The organism is Fibrobacter sp. UWH4 (assembly GCF_900142475.1).
In the GTDB taxonomy this organism is placed as follows: domain Bacteria; phylum Fibrobacterota; class Fibrobacteria; order Fibrobacterales; family Fibrobacteraceae; genus Fibrobacter.
Map to the genome: position 1 here is coordinate 243,573 of NZ_FRAY01000004.1, position 22,864 is coordinate 266,436.

The 22,864-nt window shown below is 51.3% G+C and carries 15 protein-coding genes; 3 read left to right on the forward strand and 12 right to left on the reverse strand.

Going from position 1 to position 22,864, the window contains the following annotated elements:
• Positions 1-10: 10 nt before the first annotated feature.
• The 6 genes from BUA93_RS09025 to BUA93_RS09050 all read right to left on the reverse strand — a co-directional run bounded on the left by BUA93_RS09025 (position 11) and on the right by BUA93_RS09050 (position 9,172).
• Positions 11-781, reverse strand: a complete 771-nt coding sequence (locus BUA93_RS09025; RefSeq protein WP_072978828.1) for a glycosyltransferase family 2 protein — start codon at positions 779-781, stop codon at positions 11-13.
• Entirely contained in the window at positions 771-1,832 is a 1,062-nt protein-coding gene (locus BUA93_RS09030) for an NAD-dependent epimerase/dehydratase family protein (protein ID WP_072978829.1), read from the reverse strand. Before BUA93_RS09030 ends, BUA93_RS09025 begins: the two co-directional genes overlap by 11 nt.
• Complete coding sequence (locus tag BUA93_RS09035) at positions 1,833-2,285, reverse strand: hypothetical protein (protein WP_072978830.1); 453 nt, start codon at positions 2,283-2,285, stop codon at positions 1,833-1,835.
• Between the two features lie 14 nt (positions 2,286-2,299).
• A complete protein-coding gene (locus BUA93_RS09040) occupies positions 2,300-4,180 on the reverse strand; it encodes an SGNH/GDSL hydrolase family protein (RefSeq protein ID WP_072978831.1) in 1,881 nt (626 codons plus the stop codon).
• A 127-nt stretch (positions 4,181-4,307) separates the two neighbouring features.
• The gene (locus tag BUA93_RS09045) at positions 4,308-6,182 is read right to left on the reverse strand and encodes a GDSL-type esterase/lipase family protein (RefSeq protein WP_072978832.1); all 1,875 of its coding nucleotides are present in this window, start codon (positions 6,180-6,182) and stop codon (positions 4,308-4,310) included.
• Positions 6,183-6,250: 68 nt separating this feature from the next.
• Complete coding sequence (locus tag BUA93_RS09050) at positions 6,251-9,172, reverse strand: rhamnogalacturonan lyase family protein (RefSeq protein WP_072978833.1); 2,922 nt, start codon at positions 9,170-9,172, stop codon at positions 6,251-6,253.
• Positions 9,173-9,462: 290 nt separating this feature from the next.
• Between BUA93_RS09050 and BUA93_RS09060 the strand changes: the two genes are divergently transcribed.
• The 3 genes from BUA93_RS09060 to BUA93_RS09070 all read left to right on the forward strand — a co-directional run bounded on the left by BUA93_RS09060 (position 9,463) and on the right by BUA93_RS09070 (position 13,560).
• Positions 9,463-10,452 carry a YihY/virulence factor BrkB family protein gene (locus tag BUA93_RS09060; protein ID WP_254793917.1) on the forward strand — a complete coding sequence of 330 codons (990 nt, stop codon included), beginning with the start codon at positions 9,463-9,465 and terminating at the stop codon, positions 10,450-10,452.
• 103 nt (positions 10,453-10,555) lie between these two features.
• On the forward strand, positions 10,556-11,137 hold the full coding sequence (locus tag BUA93_RS09065; RefSeq protein ID WP_072978835.1) for a hypothetical protein: 582 nt from the start codon (positions 10,556-10,558) through the stop codon (positions 11,135-11,137).
• Positions 11,137-13,560, forward strand: coding sequence for an excinuclease ABC subunit UvrA (locus BUA93_RS09070; protein WP_072978836.1), 2,424 nt, complete (start codon positions 11,137-11,139; stop codon positions 13,558-13,560). Before BUA93_RS09065 ends, BUA93_RS09070 begins: the two co-directional genes overlap by 1 nt.
• 23 nt (positions 13,561-13,583) lie before the next feature.
• Here the strand turns inward: BUA93_RS09070 and BUA93_RS09075 are convergent, their stop codons facing one another.
• The 6 genes from BUA93_RS09075 to rapA form a co-directional block, all read right to left on the reverse strand.
• Positions 13,584-14,600 (reverse strand): NAD-dependent epimerase/dehydratase family protein, encoded by a 1,017-nt coding sequence (locus tag BUA93_RS09075; RefSeq protein ID WP_072978837.1) that lies wholly within the window; start codon positions 14,598-14,600, stop codon positions 13,584-13,586.
• A gap of 122 nt (positions 14,601-14,722) precedes the next feature.
• On the reverse strand, positions 14,723-15,898 hold the full coding sequence (locus BUA93_RS09080) for an iron-containing alcohol dehydrogenase (protein WP_072978838.1): 1,176 nt from the start codon (positions 15,896-15,898) through the stop codon (positions 14,723-14,725).
• Between the two features lie 110 nt (positions 15,899-16,008).
• Positions 16,009-18,054, reverse strand: coding sequence for an HD domain-containing phosphohydrolase (locus BUA93_RS09085; RefSeq protein ID WP_371359302.1), 2,046 nt, complete (start codon positions 18,052-18,054; stop codon positions 16,009-16,011).
• A 3-nt stretch (positions 18,055-18,057) separates the two neighbouring features.
• The gene (locus BUA93_RS16565; protein WP_254793919.1) at positions 18,058-18,393 is read right to left on the reverse strand and encodes a hypothetical protein; all 336 of its coding nucleotides are present in this window, start codon (positions 18,391-18,393) and stop codon (positions 18,058-18,060) included.
• 192 nt (positions 18,394-18,585) lie between these two features.
• On the reverse strand, positions 18,586-19,725 hold the full coding sequence (gene proB / locus BUA93_RS09090; protein WP_072978839.1) for a glutamate 5-kinase: 1,140 nt from the start codon (positions 19,723-19,725) through the stop codon (positions 18,586-18,588).
• A gap of 137 nt (positions 19,726-19,862) precedes the next feature.
• On the reverse strand, positions 19,863-22,847 hold the full coding sequence (gene rapA / locus BUA93_RS09095) for an RNA polymerase-associated protein RapA (RefSeq protein ID WP_072978840.1): 2,985 nt from the start codon (positions 22,845-22,847) through the stop codon (positions 19,863-19,865).
• Positions 22,848-22,864: the final 17 nt, after the last annotated feature.

Sequence of the window (22,864 nt, forward strand, 5' to 3'; positions counted from 1 at the left end):
AGGGAAAAAATCAAGCAACAATACGGCGGACAACCTGTCGTAAAACGCGTAAGCCGTAAGTAACCACGTTCAGATTAGACTTTTCACCGGCATAACGAGTTGGAATCGGGAGTTCCGCAAGTTTAAAGCCTCGTGCATCGGCAATCGAAATCATTTCGAGATCAATATCAAAACTCGGGCTCAGTTTTGCAAGATTGAGGGTCTTCAAGAATTCCGAGGAATAAACGATAAATCCACTGTGACGATCCGTCAACTTCTGTTTGAAGGCAAGATTTTCAACTGCGGTCAGGATTTTTCCGCCCATTCGCTTGTACAGGGGCATTTTACCCGCCTTGGCTCCGCCTCGAATCAGATGGCGCGATCCCTGCACCAACGCAAGTTTTTTCGTTGACTCTGTTGCCATTTTCTCTTGCGATTCCATATACTTAAAGAACTCATCCAACTGTTCGGCCGGATACTGGCCATCGCCATGCAAGCAGGCAACACATTTTGCACCGGAACGGAGCCCTTCGGAAATTCCTTTCTTGACCACAGCACCGTAGCCGTTATTTTGTTCAAACCGCATATAGCGAAGGTGCTTTTTTTTCTGGACGCCAGCGGATTCGCCGTTGAGAGCCTCCACAAAATTTTCAAAGGAACCGCGCGTATCGTCGGCGGAACCGTCGTCAATGACCAAAACAATCGAACGGTTCCAAACTTCGTCTGAAATCTTTTGCAGGACAAGCGCAAGGGTCGTCGCAACGTTATAGGCGGGAATGAAAATAAAATAATCAAAGGGCATAATGACCAATGAACCACCGGAGCGACTCTTCAAGAGCTTCTTTCAGCGGAATTTTTGCCTTAAAGCCAACAAGGCGTTCTGCTTTTTCGACAGAAGGCAGGCGACGCAAGGAATCATCGTAACCCTTGCCGTAATAATCTTCGCCCGAGACCGTTTCGACTCCAGGCACAGCACTTTCGGGAATTCCCTTAAGATTGGCATACACCGAACGCATCAGCTGCGCAAGTTCTTCAACGGTTACTTCGTTCGTCGCATTACCGACATTGAAAGCCTGCGAAAGAACTCTTTCGCAACGTTCTGAATCGCAACCCGCCGCAAACACGCAGAACATAAAGTCCACCGCATCGTGCACCGAGGTAAAGCAACGTTTCGCGACCCCGCCATTTACAAGCTTAAGTGTTTCGCCGCGTACAAGCTCCGTCGAGAAATTCGCGAGCACCCGCGGAATTCCCTCGCCATCGACCCCCGGCATAAAATCCATGAAAGGCCCCACGAAATTGAACGGGCGAACTACCGTCCAACTCAAGTCGGCAAGCCCCGCCAAGTAGCGTTCGGTCAAGAGTTTTGCAGTCGCATAACTCCATCGGCTAGCGGTAACAGGTCCAAGCACAATTTCGGATTCATCTTCTACGAGCGCACCGGAATTCGCAGCCGTCTTACCGTAAATTTCAGAAGTGGAAAAATGAATCAGCCAGCTTCCGCTCTTGGCACAAGCATCAGCCAAGGCACGCGGATGGTCATAATTGCTACGAATCACCTCAGCCGCTTCGGCCATATATCGCCCTGGTGTACAGATAGCCGCCAAATTCACCACTACCGGATACTGCGCAATACGCTTCACCACCTCGGGATCCGCAAGGTCTGCACATAAAAATTCAAACCTTGGATTAGCCAAATGCTCCTGAATGCGGTACGAATCCAGGTCTACGCCGAAAACACGCCAGCGGGTTCGTTCAAAGATTGCCCGCAACAGGTGGCTACCAATAAAACCACCGCAACCCACAAGGGCTACGGTGATTGAAGAATCTTCAAATTCAAGAGTCGCGTTCAATTACTCGGTCAACTTGAAGGAACCGGAGTTTGCACCCTTGGCAGTCTTGTTATAAGGAGAGACGCGAATCAAAGCCTTCAAGAGAGGCAATTCGACGCTATCTGGCAGAAAATCCATTTTCACAACGACTTTCTGTTCGTTGCAAGTTTTTCCATCCAGATGGGCAGGATCAAGAGACTCATCCAGCATATCCATACCGGCATCATCTTCATCCGTCTTAAGAAGGATACGGTATCCCGAATCTTCAACGTCAGCACCATAAACAACAGTAACAGTGTCACCAATCTTAAAAGTTTCGCCACCCTTCGGATAAGCGACCTTTACGCCATCCTTGACAGAGCAATCATAAGAGCCCTTGCCTTCATCGGATGCCGAAGAAGAATCATCACAAGCGGTAAAAGAAACAGCGGCGGCCAGAGCGCACACAGATGCAGTCAACTTAAAAAGCTTCATAAAGCCTCCATTTTTCACTTAATATACAAAAAAGAAGACATTACGACTCGACCATCCAGTTGCACCCGCACAAAATAGCGTCCATTCGGCATCCTTGCGTCTTTTTGCAGCAGGGAAACCGTTCCCGGAGCAACCTGACGCATCTCCTGGGCAACCATCTTTCCCAAGGCATCCGTTATTTGAACCTTGAGCAAGCCTCCAGAAGTCGTCACGGTCTTGTGAGTCGCATCAAAAAGGAATCCTGCAACAGTGCGATTGTCGAAAGCGATCGTTTCGCCACTTTCCGAAGAAGATGATTCCACACCGCCTTTTACCTTTGCAGGACTGCAACCGGTACGGTAAACGCCCTTGATATCGAAGGCAATCATGTCGATATTCGGGCCGCCGTCTGCCGAAGCAGAAGCCAGTTTCACCTTAAAGTCAAGAGCATCCACCCACACGTCCTCGACGTAAGCGGTATCCCACTTGTCCCAGCTTCCGGTAGACTTGAATGTCACATCGTACTCACCATTATCGACAGTCAGCTTCATATCGCGATCCGTATTTCCCTGGAACGAATAACGGATCATCACGCGGGCGTTCGATGCAGACTGGTCCGAAGTCACATTGTAAGTAGCCGTGCTGTAGGCGGAGTTGTCAAAGTTAAAGAAGCCCTGGCCCGTAAAGCCTTCATGATTCGCCTCGGTCCAACCATCCCCCGCTTCGGGGCTAGCCATGTCTATCGGAGAAGGCCAGGCTTCGTCGGCAACACCCGCAAAACAGAGCGCCGTGTCAATAGAGGCCGAAGATTCCGGTCCCTCGGAACTAGAAGAAGTCGGATTGTCACCGGAGCCTTCTTCACCGTGCGAAGTCGGCTGACAGGCGGGACCACCGTCAAAGACAGCCGTATAGGTTGCCGCGCGGTAGAGGGTCTTTTTGCCGTAATAGTTCGAATCGGCCGAAAGCTTATTGCAGTCGTCATCGTACCAGCCAACGAACTTTTTGCCAAAGCTGCCGGGGCTTACATGCAAAGTAAGCGGAGCGCCGCCGGGGAGTTGCTGGTTATGCGTAATGAGCCCCTTGCTGTTCGAAACATTCGCCTTAACCGTAAAGGCATAACGCGGCTTGAGGGCAGACACAAGCTGTGTCAAATTCGCCTTGTTATCGGCAGAAATGTACGATTCATTTTTCAGGGCGCTTTCAAGTTCCTCGGCAATCCACTGGCAATGCGCAATGGAACCCGATTCCTGGAAGTGCGTCGTCCCATCGTTGGTGACACCATCCTTGTAATTCGGGTATTCTCCAGCCAGGAACATCTTGAACTGGTAACGGGAAACATACGCCGGGTCCCAGCTTTTGCTGTAGGCATTGTAGGATTTTGCGTTCAGATTCACGTAGACGGCGCCGTTTTTCTTGGCAAGTTCCTCCATTTTGCCGACAACATTGTATTCCGTAAACACATTGCGGCCATTCACCCCCATGTTCATGTTCATCGGGGTCACGTACACCAAAGTAACGCCCGCACCTTTAGCCACATCAGCATATTGCTGCAGCCAGTAGCCAAGCGAATCAAAGGGAACCTCGCGAGCCTTGCTCCCAAAATAGCGATCATTATGTCCAAACTGGACCATCATGACATCGCCCTTCTGGAGATTCTTCTTCACTTCGTCTAGGCGACCTTCCTGCACGAACGTCTTGGAGCTGCGACCACCGATAGCGTAGTTCACCACCTGGACGCGGGAACCGTCAAAGAAACTCCCCAGAATCTGTCCCCAACCTGTTTGCGGGTAAGCATTGTCCTTGTAGTTACAGACCGTAGAGTCGCCAATCACGTGAACCTTGAAACTCGTGGAATCGCTCACGGCGACGCCCGCGAACACGGCAGCAGCGATGAGAAGTTTGAACAACGATTTCATTTTTCCAGCCACTCCTTGCGTCATCTTGAGCGAAGCTTTAGCGAAGTCGAAAGATCTCATAAAAAGAGTTCCTTAGATCCTTCGACTACGAACCTTCGGTTCTGCGCTCAGGATGACACTTTGTATCCTATTTAACCTTGACCCAGTTTGCGTTAAACTTTTCACTACCCTGGCGCACCACAACGCGGTAGAGTCCGGCAGACTTCACCATAGTCGTAAGCGAAACTTCAGAAGCGTTTTCGACGATTCGCTTTGCCACCAAACGGCCACGCAAGTCGAACACATTCACATGGGCGCGTTCCGTACCGGACAGGCGCAAGGTTTCTCCCTGCAAGCCGAAACGACCCAAACAGATTTCGTTCTTAATAGCCGTTTTCGAAGTATCGGTCGAGTCATTAACTTCGGGGCACTCTTCTCCAACACGGCAAACGCCATTGATGCTAAAGCCAAAGGCATCAATATTAGGACCTCCATCATTCGACATCGAAATAAACTGAAGCGTATTTTCACCACTCAGCAAATCAATATCAACATAGGCTGTATCCCATTCATCCCAGCTACCCGTCGGTTCAAAGAACACATAGTAATCATGATCCAAATAAACATTCACCATCCTATCCGCATTTCCTGCAAAAGAATAGCGAATCGCCATCGTCACTCGTGAGGCCTTCGGGAAAACCATTTTATAATTGGCATAGGAATTCATCTCGTTTGCAAAGTTGAAAAAACCTTCACCCGTATAATTTTCATGGTTATTTTCTGAAAAGCCTACACCTTCATCAGGTGCATGAGCATCAAAATATCTCTTAATGTCGAGACTTACGTGAGACGACGAACTTTCGTCATCGAAAGAACTTGACGAAGTCGGTGTTATCGAAGAACTGGATACATTCCCCGAGCAACCTCCAATACACTTTGGAACATCCGTCGGGAAAGTCTTCCGCGCAGAACCATCGCCCGTGTATTTAATAGCGGATCCGCCTTCATACACAGCCGTATATTGCGTAGATTTATTTCCCATCGCAAAGGAATACATGTAATTGGAGCGGATCTGGGTTACCGCATTGCCGCTCACCTTGTTTCCATTGCCATCAAACCACCCCACGAACTTTTTCCCTGCCTTGGGAATCGTCTTGAGAGTAACCTTCATGCCCTGCGGATAATAAGCACTCAACGTAGTCGCAGAATCGCTTCCCGCCGGGCTAACCTTGACATCAACCTGATACATGGGCGCCAAATAGTTCGCCAAAGCTTTGACATCCGCATCAGTATGAATACGCATCTGCTCTGTCACCATACGCGCCATGTCATTTGCGCCCATCTGCTGCAAATGCTGGTTATCTGTCTGCGCGCCACTCGTTGAATACTCGCCATCATTGATGAACATATTGACAAAACGATGGGCATAAAGTTCACCCGTAGAGATTAGATAATTCCTAGAAAGGGTATCCAAATCAATCAAGGGGACCTTCAAGGAATCCGCTACCTGCCGCATATAGATTGGGTATGCATGGTAGGATTCATATATAGAATCCTTGTTGGTAAAGCTAGAACGGCGAATCGGAGCGAGTAGAATCGGGATTGCGCCCTTGGCCCTCGATTCCGTAACCATTCCACCTATGCTCTTCTTGAAATTTGCCTCCCCCGTTTTGTATCCATTGTCATTTGCACCAAACATGATGAACACATAGTCCCCTTTCCGGACTAGGCCAGACACAGCAGGATATGTCACACCATTCTTCTTGAAATCAACTTTCCAATGGCCATCGTAATAAGTTTGCGAGGTTGTGCCTCCGCGGCCAGCGTTGTAGACCGAAATTGCATTGGCATCAAAGAAATAGCCAAAATCCTGGCCCATTCCCTGCTTGGGATAGTAGCCCTCGTTCCAATCCTGCATGGTGGAGTCGCCACACATATAAATGGTCACCGCCGACCATGTGAGCGGAGCCACGACCATCGAGGCGATTACGGCAGACTGCCAAATTTTATTAAACATCTTCATAACCAAGACCCTAAATTGCCTAGCCCCAGTTCAACACTCGAAAGACCAGGGCTAGGCAGTGAGGTGTTTTATTGCTTCGCAAATTTCTTTGCGAAAACAGCCTTTCCGTTAAGTTTAACCTTCACCAAGTACATTCCCTTCGGGAGCTGTTCTTGGTCGAGTGCCATCGCTGTCGATCCCGCAGAAACATTCTTCGAGATACCCAGGCGCATCGCACCGGACATGTCGTAGAAGTAAATTTCAGCAAGGCCTGCTTTCGGGGTGTACAACACACCCGTCGAGGGATTGAACACCATTCCTCGCACAGAAGCTGCAACAGGCTTTATCGTGGTCTGCTCGTCAACCTGGCCCGCATAGGCGCTCACGCCTTCGATATCGAAGTAGAACATATCCACATTCGCGCCACCATCGGCAGTCGTCGACTTGAGCGTAATCGTATTGAGTCCCTTCGCCAAATCAATCTTCGCATCGGTCGTAAGCCAAGTCGTCCAGCCGCCGGTCGCATCCATAGAGACTGTCCCTACCTTGACTCCGTTCACCACAAGTTCCATATCGCGTGCGGCACTGCCACCATTTGCAAAGCGGATGCTGATGGTGGTAGAAGCAGTATGTTCGGAATACAGGTTCCACGTTCCGTAGCTTGCGGTGGAGTTGTCAAAGTTGAAGTATCCCTTCTCGACAAAGCCCGTATTGGTCGTCTCGGACCAGCCGATTCCCGCATCCGGCGTAGAAGCATCGACCTTGGAGGCCTCCTTCTTCGTCGCAACCTCTTCAGCATTTCCCGGAGCGGCAACAGAGAGCACACCCTTCGCAGACGCGGCATCACCCTCACCACCTTCGGTTACAACGGTGTAGGCAAATACGCCCGCTTCCGTCGGAGTTCCCGAAATGGTCACGGTCGAACCCTCTACCTTCGCGGTCACGCCCTTCGGGAGTCCAGTCACCTTCACGCCATCGCAGCCGATAAACTTGTAGCCGAAGCTCTCGATTGCATTACCTAGCAGGATTCCCTGGTTTTCAAGCCCATCGCCCACCTTCGAAATAGAAGGAGCGAGGCCCGCGACACCTTCGGTACCAAGCATGTAAATGTCGGGTTTCTTCAGGTTTTTCACCATGTCGGGCAGGTAGTAGCTCACGTGGGGCGGCTGGTTATAGGCAACATTCTGCCAAGCGACACTCACGCGGTATTGCGGGTCGTGCATCAGCGTGTAGAGCCTGTGCGGAGTCGTCACGGGAGTCTGGAAAATCGTAATCGTCGAAGGATCCGTGCTGGAACGCGCAATGAATTCTTCGCGCCAGTCGCCGAACAGGTCGGCCACAATACAGGGATTCGCCTTAGTGGAGTTGTTCAGAGTCGAACTATTCACTTCATAGAAGCTGAAGTAGCGATCGACCGTCTTCTTGCCAGAATTCCACTTTTCAATCTTTCCTCCGCTGCCGCCACTGCCTGTAGCATCCAGCAGTTCATCCTGTAAGTCACCATCAAAGTAAATGCGGAAATTGACCGAAGGAGTCGTAGCCGAAAGCGTCGTTCCAGTTACCGTTCGGATTCCTCCGCTGGTTCCCGACCACATTTCAAAGCCACGATTCGTGGAATCGATATCAGCAGCAAGACCTCGGCCATTGTCGCAGCCAACATGTTCGTTTCCGTTTTTATCCTTACATTTCAACGTACTTTGCAATGTTCCCCACACCACATTGCCATCCTTGTCCCGGAATTCTTCGCTGTACTTGTTGGAAGTTTCTTCGTGAACGTCGTACACTTCCAATCCCGGCTTGTCGGGATCCATGTCGGACAGGTGCATGGCATCGCCATGGCCAAACCCGGTACGGTAAAGGAGGGTTCCGTCGTGCTTGAGTGCCGCAGAGCCCATGACGATTTCGTCAAAACCGTCGCCATCCAGGTCACCCACGGAAAGGTTGTGGTTGCCTTCGCCGTAAAGTCCTTGGCCAGCTTTGTCGGAACTGTGCTGCCAGCGAGTCTTGAGTTCCTTGCCGTCAAAGTCATAGGCGGCCACAAAGAATTCGGTATAGTAACCGCGGCTCATAATCACACTCGGGTGAACCCCGTCGAGGTAGGCAATCGCCGCCAGCATGCGGTTGTCACGGTTGCCGTAGGTATCCCCCGAAATCTTTCCACGGGCGGGCCAGTAGTTAATCGTATGGACAGCCTCGCCGGTATTTCCCTTGAACACCGTCAGGTACTCGTTACCCGACATAATGGTTCCCGAAGAGGTCCGGTAATCCTTGGAACCGTCGCCAATGACCTTGCCCTTGCCATCGACCGTTCCATCCGAAGTTTTCATCACGATTTCGGCAATTCCGTCACCATCCAGGTCATAGACCATGAACTGCGTGTAATGGGCGCCAGCACGGATATTCTTGCCGAGGTCGATACGCCACAGGAGGGTCCCGTCCATCTTCAAGCCGTCAATAAACACGGTACCCGTGTAACCCGACTGGGAATTGTCCTTGGAATTGTTCGGATCCCATTTGAGAACCAAATCCAGTTCGCCATCGCCATCCAGGTCACCCACGCTCATGTCGTTGGGGCTGTAGCTGCATGTAGAACCGTCCGGCATCGTCTGGTTCTTAGGTACATTGAGACCCTTGATGGTCTTGTACGGGAACCCCTTGCTGTTCTGGTCCAACACGATAAGTGCGCCTTCCGCCTTGCCCTCCTTGCCGTTCACCACGGCAGCGACCGTGTACTTGGAAGTCGTCTTGCCGTCAGCATCCAGGTAGTTCGTGCCAGCAGTCTTACTGATGGACGCAATTTTCGTTCCGTCGCGATAAAGGTTGAATTCCGTGTCCGGATTCTCGGTACCCAAGAGGCGCCAACTCACAAGCATTCCCTTGCCCGTATTCGCTACAGCAAGGCCACGCGAAAGTTTTTCCATTTGGCGGGTCGCCGCGAAAGAGGGCGACGCAAGACCAAAAGCCAGGACTGCTCCAGCAAAAATTGTCGATGTTTTTAAACCAATACCCATATAAACTCCATTTTTTTGGCAACCTCTAAGCAAATCTATCCTCAAAAAACAAAAAAAGGTTCACGGCACATTCCTTTTTTGTAGTCCAAAGACAACTGTCTACAATAGCTGCACTCTTCAAATATAATCAAATTTTTTATAAAAAGTCTACATAACTTCGTAATTTTTACATATTTCACTTTATTTTGCAGCAGCGTAACAAAAATAAAAAGTCCACATTTTAGGATAAAAACGAGCAAACTGTAGACATCAATCAATAAAAGTCCCATTTTTTTCTAGATTTGCGACCAATGATGCCAGAATGGTTCACGAATTTTTCCTGGGAAAAGATGTTCGACGCGATAGCCGCGCGTTCCGTCACTCCCGTAAAAATCGCGATTATTGCAGGAAAATCCTTCCTGTACTTCCACGGCCTGACCCGTGCAGCAGCACTCACCTACACAACATTCCTGGCGGTGGTCCCTCTGCTCATTCTCCTGACTTCGATTACCATTGCGGTCGGATTCGGCAATTTTGTCTCGGACTACCTCCCCCACCTCCTGAACATTCTGAATCTAGACTGGCCTATCGACCCTATCATCGCCATCGTGAAGAATGCAGAACATGTCCCCATCGGCAAGCTCGGATTCATCGGCGCCATGGGCCTTTTCGTAACCTTCATTCTCGCCTTCGGTAGCTTAGAATCAAATTTTAACGTGGTGTGGGAAAACAAGGTTTCTCGCCCGTTGCACAAGCAGATTCGCATCTACACCCCGTTGTTGCTTATTTTTGCCGGTATCATCGGCCTATACGCCGGCTTCGTAAATCACGTGCAAAATGTCCTTTCGGTCATCGTCGTAGACGGCCTGCATTTTGACCCGTCCGTACTTCATACGTTGATAGACGCCTTCTGGTACGTAACGTTTCACGGGGCGATTATCTTAATCATCTTCCTCACGCTTTACGCACTTCCGGCGCGACCAGACCCCAAGAACTACACCAAGAAAAAGCTGCTCCTTTCCTCCATCGGAATTTCCTTCCTGGCATGGTTCAGCATCATGATTTACGTGAGAATCCTAATGCTCATCCAGGCAACACTTGTCACCAGGATGTCCATTTTCTACGGTTCTCTCGCGTTTATCCCCCTTATCCTGTTCCTCGTTTTCGGTATCTGGACCATCGTTCTTTGCGGGAATTCCATTGTCTGGACCATTTGTACCTGGCCAGAATCCAGGGACCGCATCTGGAACTGGGAAGGATCCCCCACCGAAGGACTGAACATGACCAAAGACCGTCTCTAGTTCGAAGTTCAGAATTCGGAATTAAAAAGCGACGCAAGGCGGCAATCTGACCAAGAGCCATTTGCGGATTATTTTTATACATTGTACAAAAAGGACTTTGCTTATGAAAAAAATTCTGTTGTTCCTCACGGCACTGGTGGCTTTTGCAAACGCTGAACTGCAGAGCGTAAAATACACCCCCGAAGAAAAGTCGAACGACGGCCTGAAGGCTTTCATCGGCGTGAGTGGCGGTAACGTGCTCGTGGCTGACGACGGCGCCATTTTCGCCAATATCCGAATCGGCCTCGACATCTTGCCGCAGATTTCTACCGGCGTTTGGGTTTCAAGACTCCTGAGCGATGTCCGCAACTACAATGTCGCCGAAAAACAGATGATCAAGTACATGTCGTTCGGCGGGTTCGTGGAACTCTTCCCGCTCAGACTCGGCGACTTCGCAATTTCCGTGCCGATTGAAGTCGGCGGCGGAGCCCTCTACGTGATGGAACCGGATGACGAAGCCTTCGAATCTGAAGACTACTTCTTTACCGCCGACATGTCCGTACATTTCAACTATCGCATAACCAGGATGCTCGAAGTGTCTATCGGTGGTGGCTACCGCATGTTCAACGGCATTGAGACCAACGGCCTCGAGAACCTCGACTTCTGCACTCCGTTTGGCGAACTGAGATTTACGATTAGGGAGTAATGCCCAACTTCATCAGCATACGCGGATGCAGGCTGCATAACCTGAAGAATATCGACGCGCAGTTTCCGCTGGGCAAGATTTCTGTGGTATGCGGACCTTCGGGCTGCGGAAAGTCGACGCTTGTACTTGATACCCTGCACGGAGAATCCAAGCGTCGCTATCTGGAAACACTCTCGCCTTTTGCCGCTGAACTCTTGGGCGGCCGCCGCATTATTCCGCTGGATAGCGCCGAAGGTTTGCCCGCAAGCCTAGCCGTAGGCCCGAGTCACGGAGAAACGCCTGCGAAGGCTTATGCGCTCAGCATCTCGGAATGCGATTCTACATTACGCGCGTTGTTTGCGGCTTATGCGAAGCCCGCCTGCCCTATTTGCGGAAAGCCTATGGAAAGCATGAGCCGCGAAGACATAATTCGCGAGATTGCGAGCCTTCCGCAAGGGAGTAAGTTGCAATTTTTTGCACGGATTGAAGCTGATAAGCACGCGACTCTCGATAAGCTGTCGGCGGTGTTCCTGGCGCAGGGCTTTACGCGAGCTTTAGCCGATGGTGTCAGCTATTCGCTCGCTGACTTGACTGCGGCCGAGCGCAAAATCGTACCGCAAGAATTCTTTATCGTCGTAGACCGCGTGATTGTTCGCGAGAACACGCGTACCCGTATTGCCGAGGCGGTCGACGGAGTCTTGAAGCTCACCCACGGCGAATTGATTCTAGACATCAACGGGAGTCGCAAGCTTTTCAGCACGGTGCCGCGTTGCCCTGAGCACGGAGCGCAACTTTCCAGGCCGCTTGCGTCTGAAGATTTGTCGCCGTATTCCCGTACGAGCGTTTGCGAAAAATGTGGCGGAACCGGAATCATCGAAGACGGCGACAGCAGCGAAGAATGCCCCGAATGCAAGGGCCTTCGACTCAAGCAGAATTTTTTGAATGCGGCGATTGAAAGCATTTCAAGTGAAGATGACCGCGAAAACAAAAGCAGCGAAGATCGCAAAGATAAGCCGCGCAAAATCCGTACCACTTGGCAAGACATTTTAAGCACGCCTTTCGCGGAACTCGAAAGCCGGCTGCACGCCCTGTTCGACAATCGACTGACGGCAAAGCAGCAGCCCGCCTTCCGCACGTTAATCGACCGCATCCAGGCGATTGTCGATTTGGATATCGGTTACCTTACGGCAGGGCGTGCAGGCGCCACCCTATCGGGTGGCGAAGTCCAGAGACTTCGGCTTTCGAGCCTCAGCACCGGACACCTGAACAACCTCTTGATTGTTCTCGACGAACCCGCCAGCGGTTTGCACCAAAGCGATGTGGAAGCCCTCTGGAAAGTCCTCAAGAAGGTACAGTCCCGCGGGAACACACTCGTCCTTATTGACCATAACCCGGCCCTCATCAAGAAAGCCGACTGGATTATTGAAATGGGACCAGGCGCCGGCGAAAAGGGCGGTGAGATTTTATTCCAGGGGACAGCCAAGGAAGTCTTGGATAATCCGCAGTCGCCGACAGGGAATTGGATTAGAGAATTAGGAATTCGGAGTTCAGAATTCGGAATTAATAATTTGAAAACTAAGCCGAAGGTTCCAAAGAAAAACGCCGCGGCCATCGATATCAAGAACTTCGCGATGTTCGATATGAAGCCGGTCACCGCGCATTTTCCGATTCAAAAGTTCAGCGTCATCACTGGCCAAAGCGGTAGCGGCAAGTCCACGATTTTCTTCAGGAACTTAGCCCCGCGTGCCTCCAAGGGCGAATTCGAAAGCCTCGGCATCCAGACACTATCGATCCTTTCAACAGGCGATTTCCACGGAAACCGCCGCAGCACCGTCGCCTCGGCCATCAACCTGAACACGATTCTCCGCGACCTGTTCGCGAAACTCCCCGAAAGCAAGGTCCGCGGCTACACCGCCAGCAAGTTCGCGACGCACGACCCCGGGGGCCGCTGCGAAAACTGCAAAGGCGAAGGCGTAATCCTCGACCCCGCGGGCTACGAAGAATCCGAATGTCCCGTATGCCTCGGCAGGCGTTTCAAAGATGAAATTCTTGAAGTCCGCTTCAAGTCGCATTCCATCGCCGACATCTATGACCTAGAAGTCGGTGAAGCCTACAAATTGTTCATTAACATGAAGCCTTTCGCCGACAAGCTCAAGCCGCTTGTAGATACGGGACTCGACTACCTGAAACTCGGACAAACCACGTCGCACCTTTCCGGCGGCGAACGCGCCCGTTTGCGCCTTTCCATCGCCCTCGCTCGCGCGAAGGCTCCGAACACACTCTTCCTTTTCGACGAGCCCGCCCGCGGGCTCCATCAAAAGGACATCCAGCATCTACTCGAACTGATTCGCGGCCTCACCGAGGCGGGCCACACCGTCATCGCCATTGAACATGCGCAAGACTTCGTGAACGCCGCCGACTACGTGGTGGAACTGAGCCGATAATTTCACAAGCAAGCGCTTGACCGTTAGCGCAATGCGGCCTTCGCGCTTTCCAGCGTCGCAATCACCTTGTCGCACCAGGCATCAAATTCGGGATCTTCTTTCTGGAATTCCGGATGCGCAAGCACATAATCAATGGTGCGGCGGATACCCTCATCAAAGCGAACTTCGGAACGGAATGTGGGCACAGCCCGCTTGAGTTTAGAATTGTCAAAAACCACGGAGTTCGCCTTGTCGCCGATGAGGCTCCCGAGCAAATCGTAGTCGCTCACATCCGCAAGGAACTGCGAAGACACGTAGTAGGGTTTGAGTTCAACACCCAGCGCATCGGCAACCGCCTTGTAAATCTGATTCCAGGTAAGCGTCTCGTCGCTTGTAATCTGGAACGTTTCACCGATGGCGTGCACATTCCCCATCAAGCCCACAAAACCGCGGGCAAAATCGGTATTGAAGGTCATCGTCCAAAGGCTCGTACCGTCGCCGTGAATAATGACGGGCTTGCCCTCGAGCATGCGCTTTGCCACCTGCCAGCTGCCGTTCTTGCCGTGGACACCCAGCGGGATGCTGCGCTCGTCGTAAGTGTGGCTCGGGCGCACAATCGTTATGGGGAAACCTTCTTCGCGGTACATCTTCATCAAGAATTCCTCCCCCGCAATCTTGTTGCGGGAGTATTCCCAGTACGGATTCGCAAGAGGCGTTCCTTCGGTAATGCGATAGTCCGAAAGCGGCTTTTGGTAGGCGCTCGCGGAACTGATGTACATGAACTGCTTGGCCTTGCCCTTAAACAGACGGTAATCGCGTTCAAGCGCACTCGGGTGGAATACGATAAAATCGCAGACCACATCGAACTGCATCCCCTTGATTTTTTCGGCAACGTCCGACTCATTGTAAATGTCGGCGTTAATGATTTCAACCCCTGCGGGGATATCTTCTGCGGGGCGGTTCCTGCGATTGAGCAGGTATAGTTTCCAGCCCTGGGATGCTGCAAGGCGCGTGATGGCCATGCTGATAGTTCCTGTACCGCCGATGAATAGTGCAATCATATTGAGTATGTGAGGTATGAGGTATGAGCACGGCCGCCTTCGGTGTCCTTTGAGGTTATAATCACGCCTACAAGCGCCTCAAACCTCAAAGTGCGAAGCACGACCTCACTGCTCATAGCTAGTTACACCGTTGCGTGGGCCGCAATTTTGTAAATCTCAGTCACGTCCTTCGCCTTGAGCGGGACAAAGCCCCAGCCGTCGCCCGGATTCAGCTTTTCGACCATCTTCGGGATGTCTTCTTCCTTCGCGCCGAGTTCTGCAAAGTTGATGGGCATACCGATAGAATGCAGGAACTTGCGGAAGGCCTTGATACCTTCGAGGGCGGTGGACTTCGGGTTCTCAAAATTCATCTGGCAGCCAAATACACGCGTTGCCATCTGCGCAAAACGCATTACGTTGTGATCGACGACGTATTCCATCCAGGCAGGCATGATGACTGCTAGGCCCGCGCCATGGGCGCAGTCGTAAAGAGCCGATAGTTCATGTTCGATGGCGTGGCTGTTCCAGTCCTGACTGCGCCCGCAGCCCACAACGCCGTTGTGGGCTACCGTCCCCGCCCACATGATGTTTGCACGCACCTGGTAGTTGGCGGGGTCGGCAATGGCGCGGGGGCCTTCCTTCACCATCGTGAGGAGCACCGCTTCGCACAGGCGGTCGGTAATTTCCACTTCCAGCGTATTCGTGAAGTAGCGTTCAAAAACGTGAGCCATGATATCGGTAATGCCGCAGGCCGTCTGGTAGGCAGGCAACGTGCAAAGGAGCGCCGGATTCTGCACCGCGAACTTCGGGCGAATGTGTTCGCTACTTGCACCGCGCTTGAGCATGCCGTCTTCCTTGGTAATCACGGAGTCGCCGCTACCTTCGGAACCGGCAGCCGCAATCGTCTGCACCACGCCAATCGGGAGCGCACATGCAGCAGAAGCCTTTCCTTCGTAAAAGTCCCAGAAATCGCCCTTGTAAGGAACGCCCATCGCGATGGCCTTGGAGCTGTCTATCGTAGAGCCGCCGCCTACCGCCAAAATAAAATCAATCCCATTTTCACGGACAACTTCAATACCCTTGTACACGAGCGAATCATGCGGATTCGGCTTCACGCCACCGAGTTCCACATGCGGGATTCCAGCAGCATCGAGGCTTGCCTTCACGCGGTCAATCAATCCCGAACGCACCGCAGAGCCACCACCGTAATGAATCAGCACCTTGGTGCCGCCATACTTTTTGATGAGTTCACCGCATTCATTTTCGCGGTTCATACCGAATACGAATTCTGTGGGGCTGTAGAAGTTGAAATTATCCATGTTCCGTCCTTTTTTTAGTTTTACCTAAAAATACAAGAAAATCCCGCCCGAAAGCGGGATTCCAAGATTATTTTTGTTCACGGATGAAAACGGCCGCAAAGAAAGCCAATTTATATGACTTTCGGACGTCCAGTCTGCATTTTCAGCAGCATATCGACAATTTCATTCCAATGGTCCAGCGCCACCTTGCCAATAGCCGGATCATACATGATTCCCAGATTTTTCTCGATTTCCTTGCGGCAATAATCGAGCGACATCGCATCACGGTAAACACGCTTACTCGTCATGGCGTCAATCGAATCCGCAACGGCAATGATACGGGCTCCGATCGGGATTTCTTCACCCTTAAGGCCTTCGGGATATCCACGACCATCGAAACGTTCATGGTGATGCAACACAATCTGCACCAGTTCGTGCGTATAGTTCGACTGCATCAAAATTTTTGCACCAATTACCGGGTGTTGCCTGATAATCGCGAATTCTTCATCAGTCAGCTTTCCCGGTTTACCAAGCACATTGTCGCTGATACCCATCTTGCCGATATCATGCAGGTGAGCTGCATGCGTAATCAATGACACCGAAGCCTCGGAAAGCCCCAACAAACGCGCGAGCAATTCCGTATACGCCTTGACGCGTTCGGAATGGTGCGCCGTATAAGAGTCTTTCGCTTCTTCCACCGAAATAAGGCAGGTTATCAAATCTTTCAAGTTCTGATTTTCGCTATTTTCGGTCGGCTTATGGTAACGCACCTTGTCGCGATACATGTTCAGGTCCGCTTCCATCTTCCAGTCACTAATGGACTTGCGGATGCCCGAATCGCTGCGAAGCCTACTTTCGCCAACAGCGATCGACAAATGATAAAGAGCATCCTTGTTGTATTCCTCAATACTCTTTTGCAAATTGGTATACAGCAAGAACAGGGAATCCAAAGGCGCCTTCGTCACTACGGCAAATTCATCGCCACCGATTCTAAAACAGTTCCCATAAAGCCCATAAGCCTTCTTGATAGACTTTCCTGCAGCGACAATCAAGACGTCGCCAGCCTGATGTCCAAAGGTATCATTGGCGTACTTGAGGCCGTTCACATCCATCAGGACCATCGTCCAGTTTCCGGCATCGGAGTCTTCCTGGGCAATGTTTTTTAGCAATTCGTCAAATGCAAGCCTATTTTCGAGTCCCGTCAGAGAATCCGTCGTCGCGACATCTTGCAGGTGCTCGTTCATCACGCGGAGCTTACTGTTAATTTGTTCAAGCTCAAATGAAGTTTCACGAATGAAAGTCGCCATACGGGCCGCGAGCGGAAGCCTAGTCGTCATTTCGGATCGGATATCGTCAGACCTTTCACGGTTTTTCCCTACCGCAGGACCTTCTCGCATCGAGGCAATTACAAGCGTAATGTTGTGTTGGTTCAAATGCCCCTTTTCGCGTAGGAATTCCCCATGCGAGAAAAATCCCGTACTCGAAGCCAAACCCTTGAACGGCGTAATTTCGTAAGTCGGCTCACGCTGCGACCAGAACGCCTTTCGCGCCGCACACGAGAAAATGTGCTGCACCTGGGGTCCGAATTCACCGCATTTTTCACTTTCTTCCCTGATGCGGTCTACAATCAATCCCGGTTCACCATACGAAAGCCTGATAATGGAGCCTTCATCGATATCGGAAGACATCGTGAGCGAACCATCAGGATTACTGGAACCTGGAGCACGTACGATGGAGACCCCGTTATGCTCATACAGCATCGGGAACTCAAGTGCATTGTAGAAGAAATTCTGATCGTTCTTGATATTCAGATACTTGTTATAGACCTCGTAAGCAGGAATTCCTCCCAATTCATAAAGGATGTTGCCTTCAGAACGGGTCACATGGAAATTACGGCCAATCGGTTTCCACCCGCTAATTTTACGGGAATCGACATAAAAATCGGGGCCGCCAAAAAACAATACCAAAAGACCGGATTTCGTATAGCCCTCTTCCGACGAGAATACACAGGAATTCGGGCTTGTAATGTCGGGAGAACAGACGATGCCTCCAAACACCTGAATATCAGATGCCAGGCCATCGAGACCTTCGCAAAGAGCCGTCGTCGAGAACGGGGAAATGCAATGGTAAATTTCAACCGCCTTGACCCAGGGATTTTCCTTGGTTTCCCCGACTATATTCTAGGCAATTCCTCCCACAGATTCGCGACTATAATCATACTGGCGGACAAAGAACTTGCTCGTCGGCTTTTCGAAAATAACAGCCGACACCGAAATCTCTGCGGCAACCTCGCAGTCTACGATATTGCCACTCGTAGAATTGCCAACCCATGGCACGTCCGGGAAAAAGTTTTCCAAACAGTCCCAAACCGGTTTTAGCTTTTCCGGTTCCAGAATAGCCGAATGGATTTGGAAATACATCGTCGGCGATCCATGTTCTTTATACCATTTGCTGAACAGGGACAGTTCTCCTTCGAACTGCATCATGTCTTTAAAGGCAAATATTCTGTTTTTCATACATTTTTCCCAATACACAGGGTCGACTAGAACCTGTCATACAAAATATACTTTACAATTCATCCAAAAAGCACACAACACGTTAATATTATTACCAAAAAAACAGTTTTTCTTACTCCAATTTGGAATATTCTAAAAAAAAGGTCCCCGAGCATACCGGAGACCTTAACAAAGGGAAATCAGGACTGTCTATTAAAAAACAACTAAATCATTCTTGTGGATGAGTTCGTCGGCGACATCCTTGCCCAACAGCTCATGAACCTGGGCGGTCTTCTTGTGGAGCACAAGCTTCAAGGTTTCGCTGTCGAACTTCGCGACACCGCGTGCCACCGGCTCGCCGGTCTCGCTCAAGACTTCAATCAGGTCGCCCTTGTCGAAATGCTTCTTGACGGCGCACACGCCCACGGGAAGCAGGCTCGAGTGCTTTTCGCGCAGAGCCTTCACGCCACCTTCGTCCACCACCACGGCCCCGCGCGGAGTCGTAATGAAGCTTAGCCAGCGCTGACGGCTGTTGAGCTTTTTCTTGGAGCCCACAAAGAGCGTTCCTTCGGCGTTTTCAAAAATCACCTGATGCGGCAACACCTTCATGCCACTGGCGAGGAAGGCGTTGCAGCCGCTCTTGGTCACGTTGCGGATAGCTTCGAGCTTGCTGCGCATACCGCCGGTACTCACGGCAGAACCCGTTTCGCCGGGCTTACCCGCAAGGGCGAGCACAGCAGGCGTAATTTCGGGCACAAAGCGGAGCAGGCGGGCGTTCGGGTTCTTCTTCGGATTGTCATCGAAGAGACCATCTTCGTCCGTGAAAATCAAAAGCAGGTCGGCATCAAGGAAGAGCGCTACATCGCTTGAAAGCTTGTCGTTATCACCCACCTTGATTTCGGCAACAGCGAGCGAGTCGTTCTCGTTGATAATCGGGACAATCTTGCGGGCAAGCATCGCCTTGATGGTGTTCTGCAAATTCTTGTAGCGATTGCGGTCGCGGAAATCTTCGGCCGACAAAAGGATCTGTCCCACGGAAAGTTGCATCCAGCGGAACATTTCACGGTAGGCATACATCAAGTCAATCTGACCCACGGCAGCGCAAGCCTGCTTTTCGGCAAGCACGGTCGGCTTTTCCTTGTAACCGAGCTGGCTCATGCCAGTGCCCACGGCACCACTCGTCACCACAACGACTTCCTTGCCAGCTTCCATCAGGCGAGCGACCGAGTCTGCAAGTTTCTGGATGTAGCGGGTGCGAACGCCGCCCTTTTCGGAATCGACCAAAATACGCGAGCCGATCTTTACGACAATGCGGCGGGATTCATCGAGAATATTATTTCTTAATTCACTCATAATCTTATTCAAAAATGCTTTAGATCCTTCGACTTCGCAACTTCGTTGCTCCTCCCCAAAGAGGATAACTCAACTTTGGAACTAAAGTTCCTAGTTTCGTATAGCTCAGGATGACACCATTCCTTTTTCATTCAAAACTACCTGCAAACAAGCAATCTAATCGCGTCTAGGCGAATCTGCGGGTTCGAAATAATCTTTTTCCATTCCTGCGCATTCTTGCGGAGCTGTTGCAGCTGGGCGTTGTTGCCCGCCTTGCCACGCATCGAAAGCAAATGGTTCATACGCTGGTATTCCTGCTCAGCGCGGGCCTCTACCGCAGCGGCAGCCTCTTCGGCATATTCCTTCGCCTTTGCAGAAACAATGCGGCGGGCAATCGCGAGGCCGTCTTTGCCGAAATACTTGAGCGTCATGTTCACAGCGGCATTGCCCTGCGGAACAGGAACATCCTTGAAACAGGCGTTCTTTAAATCATCGAGTTTCGCAGACATGTCCTCGCCCATCGGGTTCACGAGCACGCTCAGGTAGCGAGGCCCTGCGATATCGGAAACGCCCCATTCTTCGGCAATGGAGAAATCAACCGCAAAGTTATACTGCATCATGAGTCCGCGCATTCCGGAATTCGGCCAGATATTGCAGGAAACAGCACCATTGTCAAGCGTCGTCTCGAAGTCGATGACGCCCTGCGACAGCGGATGTTCCAAGCTTACGAAATCTACTTCGTCGTGAATCATCGCGACGTTGCGGTCAAAAGTCACCGTCAGGCTAGACGTATCGCAGAAACGAGAATCCTCGTCGCCGTCACCCGAACTTTCTTCGAAGTTTCCGACCGACTGCGTGATGCGGCCGCCACCACCGGTTCCGGCCATTCCCACCGATTCAGGCATTCCCGGCACAGAACCCGCTTCGACCTGCGTTCCCATGCTGATTACATAGCAGCCCTTAATCTTACTCTTTTCGATTTCAAGACCGCGATCCATCAACGACGAGAACACGAGCGTCTGCAAATTCTGGTCCGCATCGATCTTCAAGATTTCGTCGGTGATTTCCTTCGCCTTCGCAGGGTTACGTGAATTGAATTCCAACAGACGGTCACGCCCCTTCTCGATATTCTTGCGCATGGTATCGCAATCCTTCTTGACCTTCGGGATTACAGTATCAACAAAGTTCTGAAGAAGGTCCTTAGGATCGGCAAGGGCGGCTATCAGTTCGTCCGTATACTTGAGGAAGAGTTCACCACCGCTCATCATCGGAGTGCCGAAGGCGTTCAAGCCGTTGTGGTACCAGCGGAACATGACTTCCTGGCCGGAGCCCTTTACATAAGGCACGTGGATGATAATGTTTTCGGTCTGGCCGATACGGTCAAGACGGCCAATACGCTGTTCCACCAACGAGGCATCCAAAGGCAAGTCAAACAGGACCAGGTGATGGGCAAACTGGAAGTTGCGGCCTTCGGAACCGATTTCGGAGGCAATCAGCAGGTTCGCGCCGTTTTCACGGCTGAAATTCGCAGCAGCCTTGTCGCGGGCCATAATCGTCATATTCTCGTGGAACATCGAGAAGGCGCCTTCGCCCATAAATTCCGTCAGGAGCGTTTCAAGAGCCTGCACCACCTGAATCGATTCGCAAATCAGGAGCACCTTGTCGTTCGCATGTTCCTTCAAGAATCCCTTGAGCCACACGTAGCGTTCATCGAGTGCCCAGGCATCGGAATAGCTCGTGCAGAGGAGGCCGTTTTCTTGAATGTCGGTGGACATGTCGAGATCGTTTTCGGCAGCCACGTTCACCATATCACGGTAGTTCTGGTTCGGTTCCAGCGGAATTTCGTCGAGCACGCGCTTCGGGAATCCGCCCACGCCCTTACGGGTATTGCGGAACACCACCGAGCCCGTACCCACGGCATCCACGATGCGACGGATCCATTCGTCAGCAGGCATGCTCTTCGCACTTTCCTGTTCAAGCCAAGGACGGATCATCGACTTCTTGGGCACGCATTCGTTCAGGTCGTCCCAACTCATCTGTTCGCCCGGATCGGTCGGCAGCTTGGAAAGCTCGTTGACCAGCTTGCGGTAAGCATCCTGGTCCTTGATAAAGCTGTTGTAATCGCTGAAGCGTACCGGATCAAGCATCTTGAGTCGGTTGAACTGCGATTCCGGCTGGAACTGCAGCGGCGTACCCGTCAACAGGAGTACGCCCTTGGAACGCTGAACCACCGCATTGGCAAGCAGATACTCGTGGCTGGTAAAGCCATCTTCGCAAACCAGGTGGTGCGCTTCGTCGATAATCACCATGTCCCAGTTCGTCTTGAGCAGGTCCTCGATAAGCGCCGGCTGCTTGATCAGAAAATCAATGGAACAAATAATATCGTTTGCAATCGTGAACGGATTCGGGCGGTCATCGTCGTCGTTCACGAACAAACCCTTAATATAGCCTTCGTCCACCAGCGTAAAGAGATGGTTGAAGCGACGCTTCATTTCGATGAGCCACTGGTGCTTCAAGGTTTCAGGCACAATAATCAAGGTGCGGGTCAAGCGACCGCGGGACTTGAGCGCATGCCAAATCATTCCAGCTTCGATAGTCTTACCGAGGCCCACTTCGTCCGAAAGCATCAAGCGCGGGAGGGTCGAGCTATCGCAAGCTCGGCTACACAGATAATACTGGTGCGGAATCATGGAAGTGCGCGGTCCGATCATGCCTCGTACCGGCGACGAAATCCACTTGCAAGAAAGTTCCATGGCGCTTTCGCGACGGGCAAACAGCGCACTATTCGAAATGCGGTTTTCACGGAGTGCACGGAACAAATCTTCGGGACGGGCAATCGAAATTTTGCCGCTCAATTCCGATTCTTTCATCTGCCTACCGCCACGGCCCGTATAGACAAGCAGGCCGTCGACATCCTTGACAGATTCTACCGTAAAAGACAGTCCCTTTTCGCTTTTTGCCGTATCGCCTACCGAAAGTTCAAAACGATCTACAGGAGCCCCCATAGAACGGTAGCAACGGACATCACGGACAGCAGGGAAAGAAATCTTAACAATACGGTCTTGCACCTCGGTGACAATACCAAGCCCGAGTGTAGGTTCCGATTGACTTACATAGCGTTGGCCAATCTTGAAATTCATCATACCTCCAAAATGTAGTT

Coding starts and splice junctions, on each gene's coding strand:
- rapA (WP_072978840.1), bottom strand. CDS start 22,847: ATGATGAATTTCAAGATTGGCCAACGCTATGTAAGTCAATCGGAACCT.
- BUA93_RS09050 (WP_072978833.1), bottom strand. CDS start 9,172: ATGGGTATTGGTTTAAAAACATCGACAATTTTTGCTGGAGCAGTCCTG.
- proB (WP_072978839.1), bottom strand. CDS start 19,725: ATGAGTGAATTAAGAAATAATATTCTCGATGAATCCCGCCGCATTGTC.
- BUA93_RS09060 (WP_254793917.1), top strand. CDS start 9,463: ATGATGCCAGAATGGTTCACGAATTTTTCCTGGGAAAAGATGTTCGAC.
- BUA93_RS16565 (WP_254793919.1), bottom strand. CDS start 18,393: ATGAAAAACAGAATATTTGCCTTTAAAGACATGATGCAGTTCGAAGGA.
- BUA93_RS09040 (WP_072978831.1), bottom strand. CDS start 4,180: ATGAAATCGTTGTTCAAACTTCTCATCGCTGCTGCCGTGTTCGCGGGC.
- BUA93_RS09080 (WP_072978838.1), bottom strand. CDS start 15,898: ATGGATAATTTCAACTTCTACAGCCCCACAGAATTCGTATTCGGTATG.
- BUA93_RS09070 (WP_072978836.1), top strand. CDS start 11,137: ATGCCCAACTTCATCAGCATACGCGGATGCAGGCTGCATAACCTGAAG.
- BUA93_RS09065 (WP_072978835.1), top strand. CDS start 10,556: ATGAAAAAAATTCTGTTGTTCCTCACGGCACTGGTGGCTTTTGCAAAC.
- BUA93_RS09025 (WP_072978828.1), bottom strand. CDS start 781: ATGCCCTTTGATTATTTTATTTTCATTCCCGCCTATAACGTTGCGACG.
- BUA93_RS09045 (WP_072978832.1), bottom strand. CDS start 6,182: ATGAAGATGTTTAATAAAATTTGGCAGTCTGCCGTAATCGCCTCGATG.
- BUA93_RS09035 (WP_072978830.1), bottom strand. CDS start 2,285: ATGAAGCTTTTTAAGTTGACTGCATCTGTGTGCGCTCTGGCCGCCGCT.
- BUA93_RS09075 (WP_072978837.1), bottom strand. CDS start 14,600: ATGATTGCACTATTCATCGGCGGTACAGGAACTATCAGCATGGCCATC.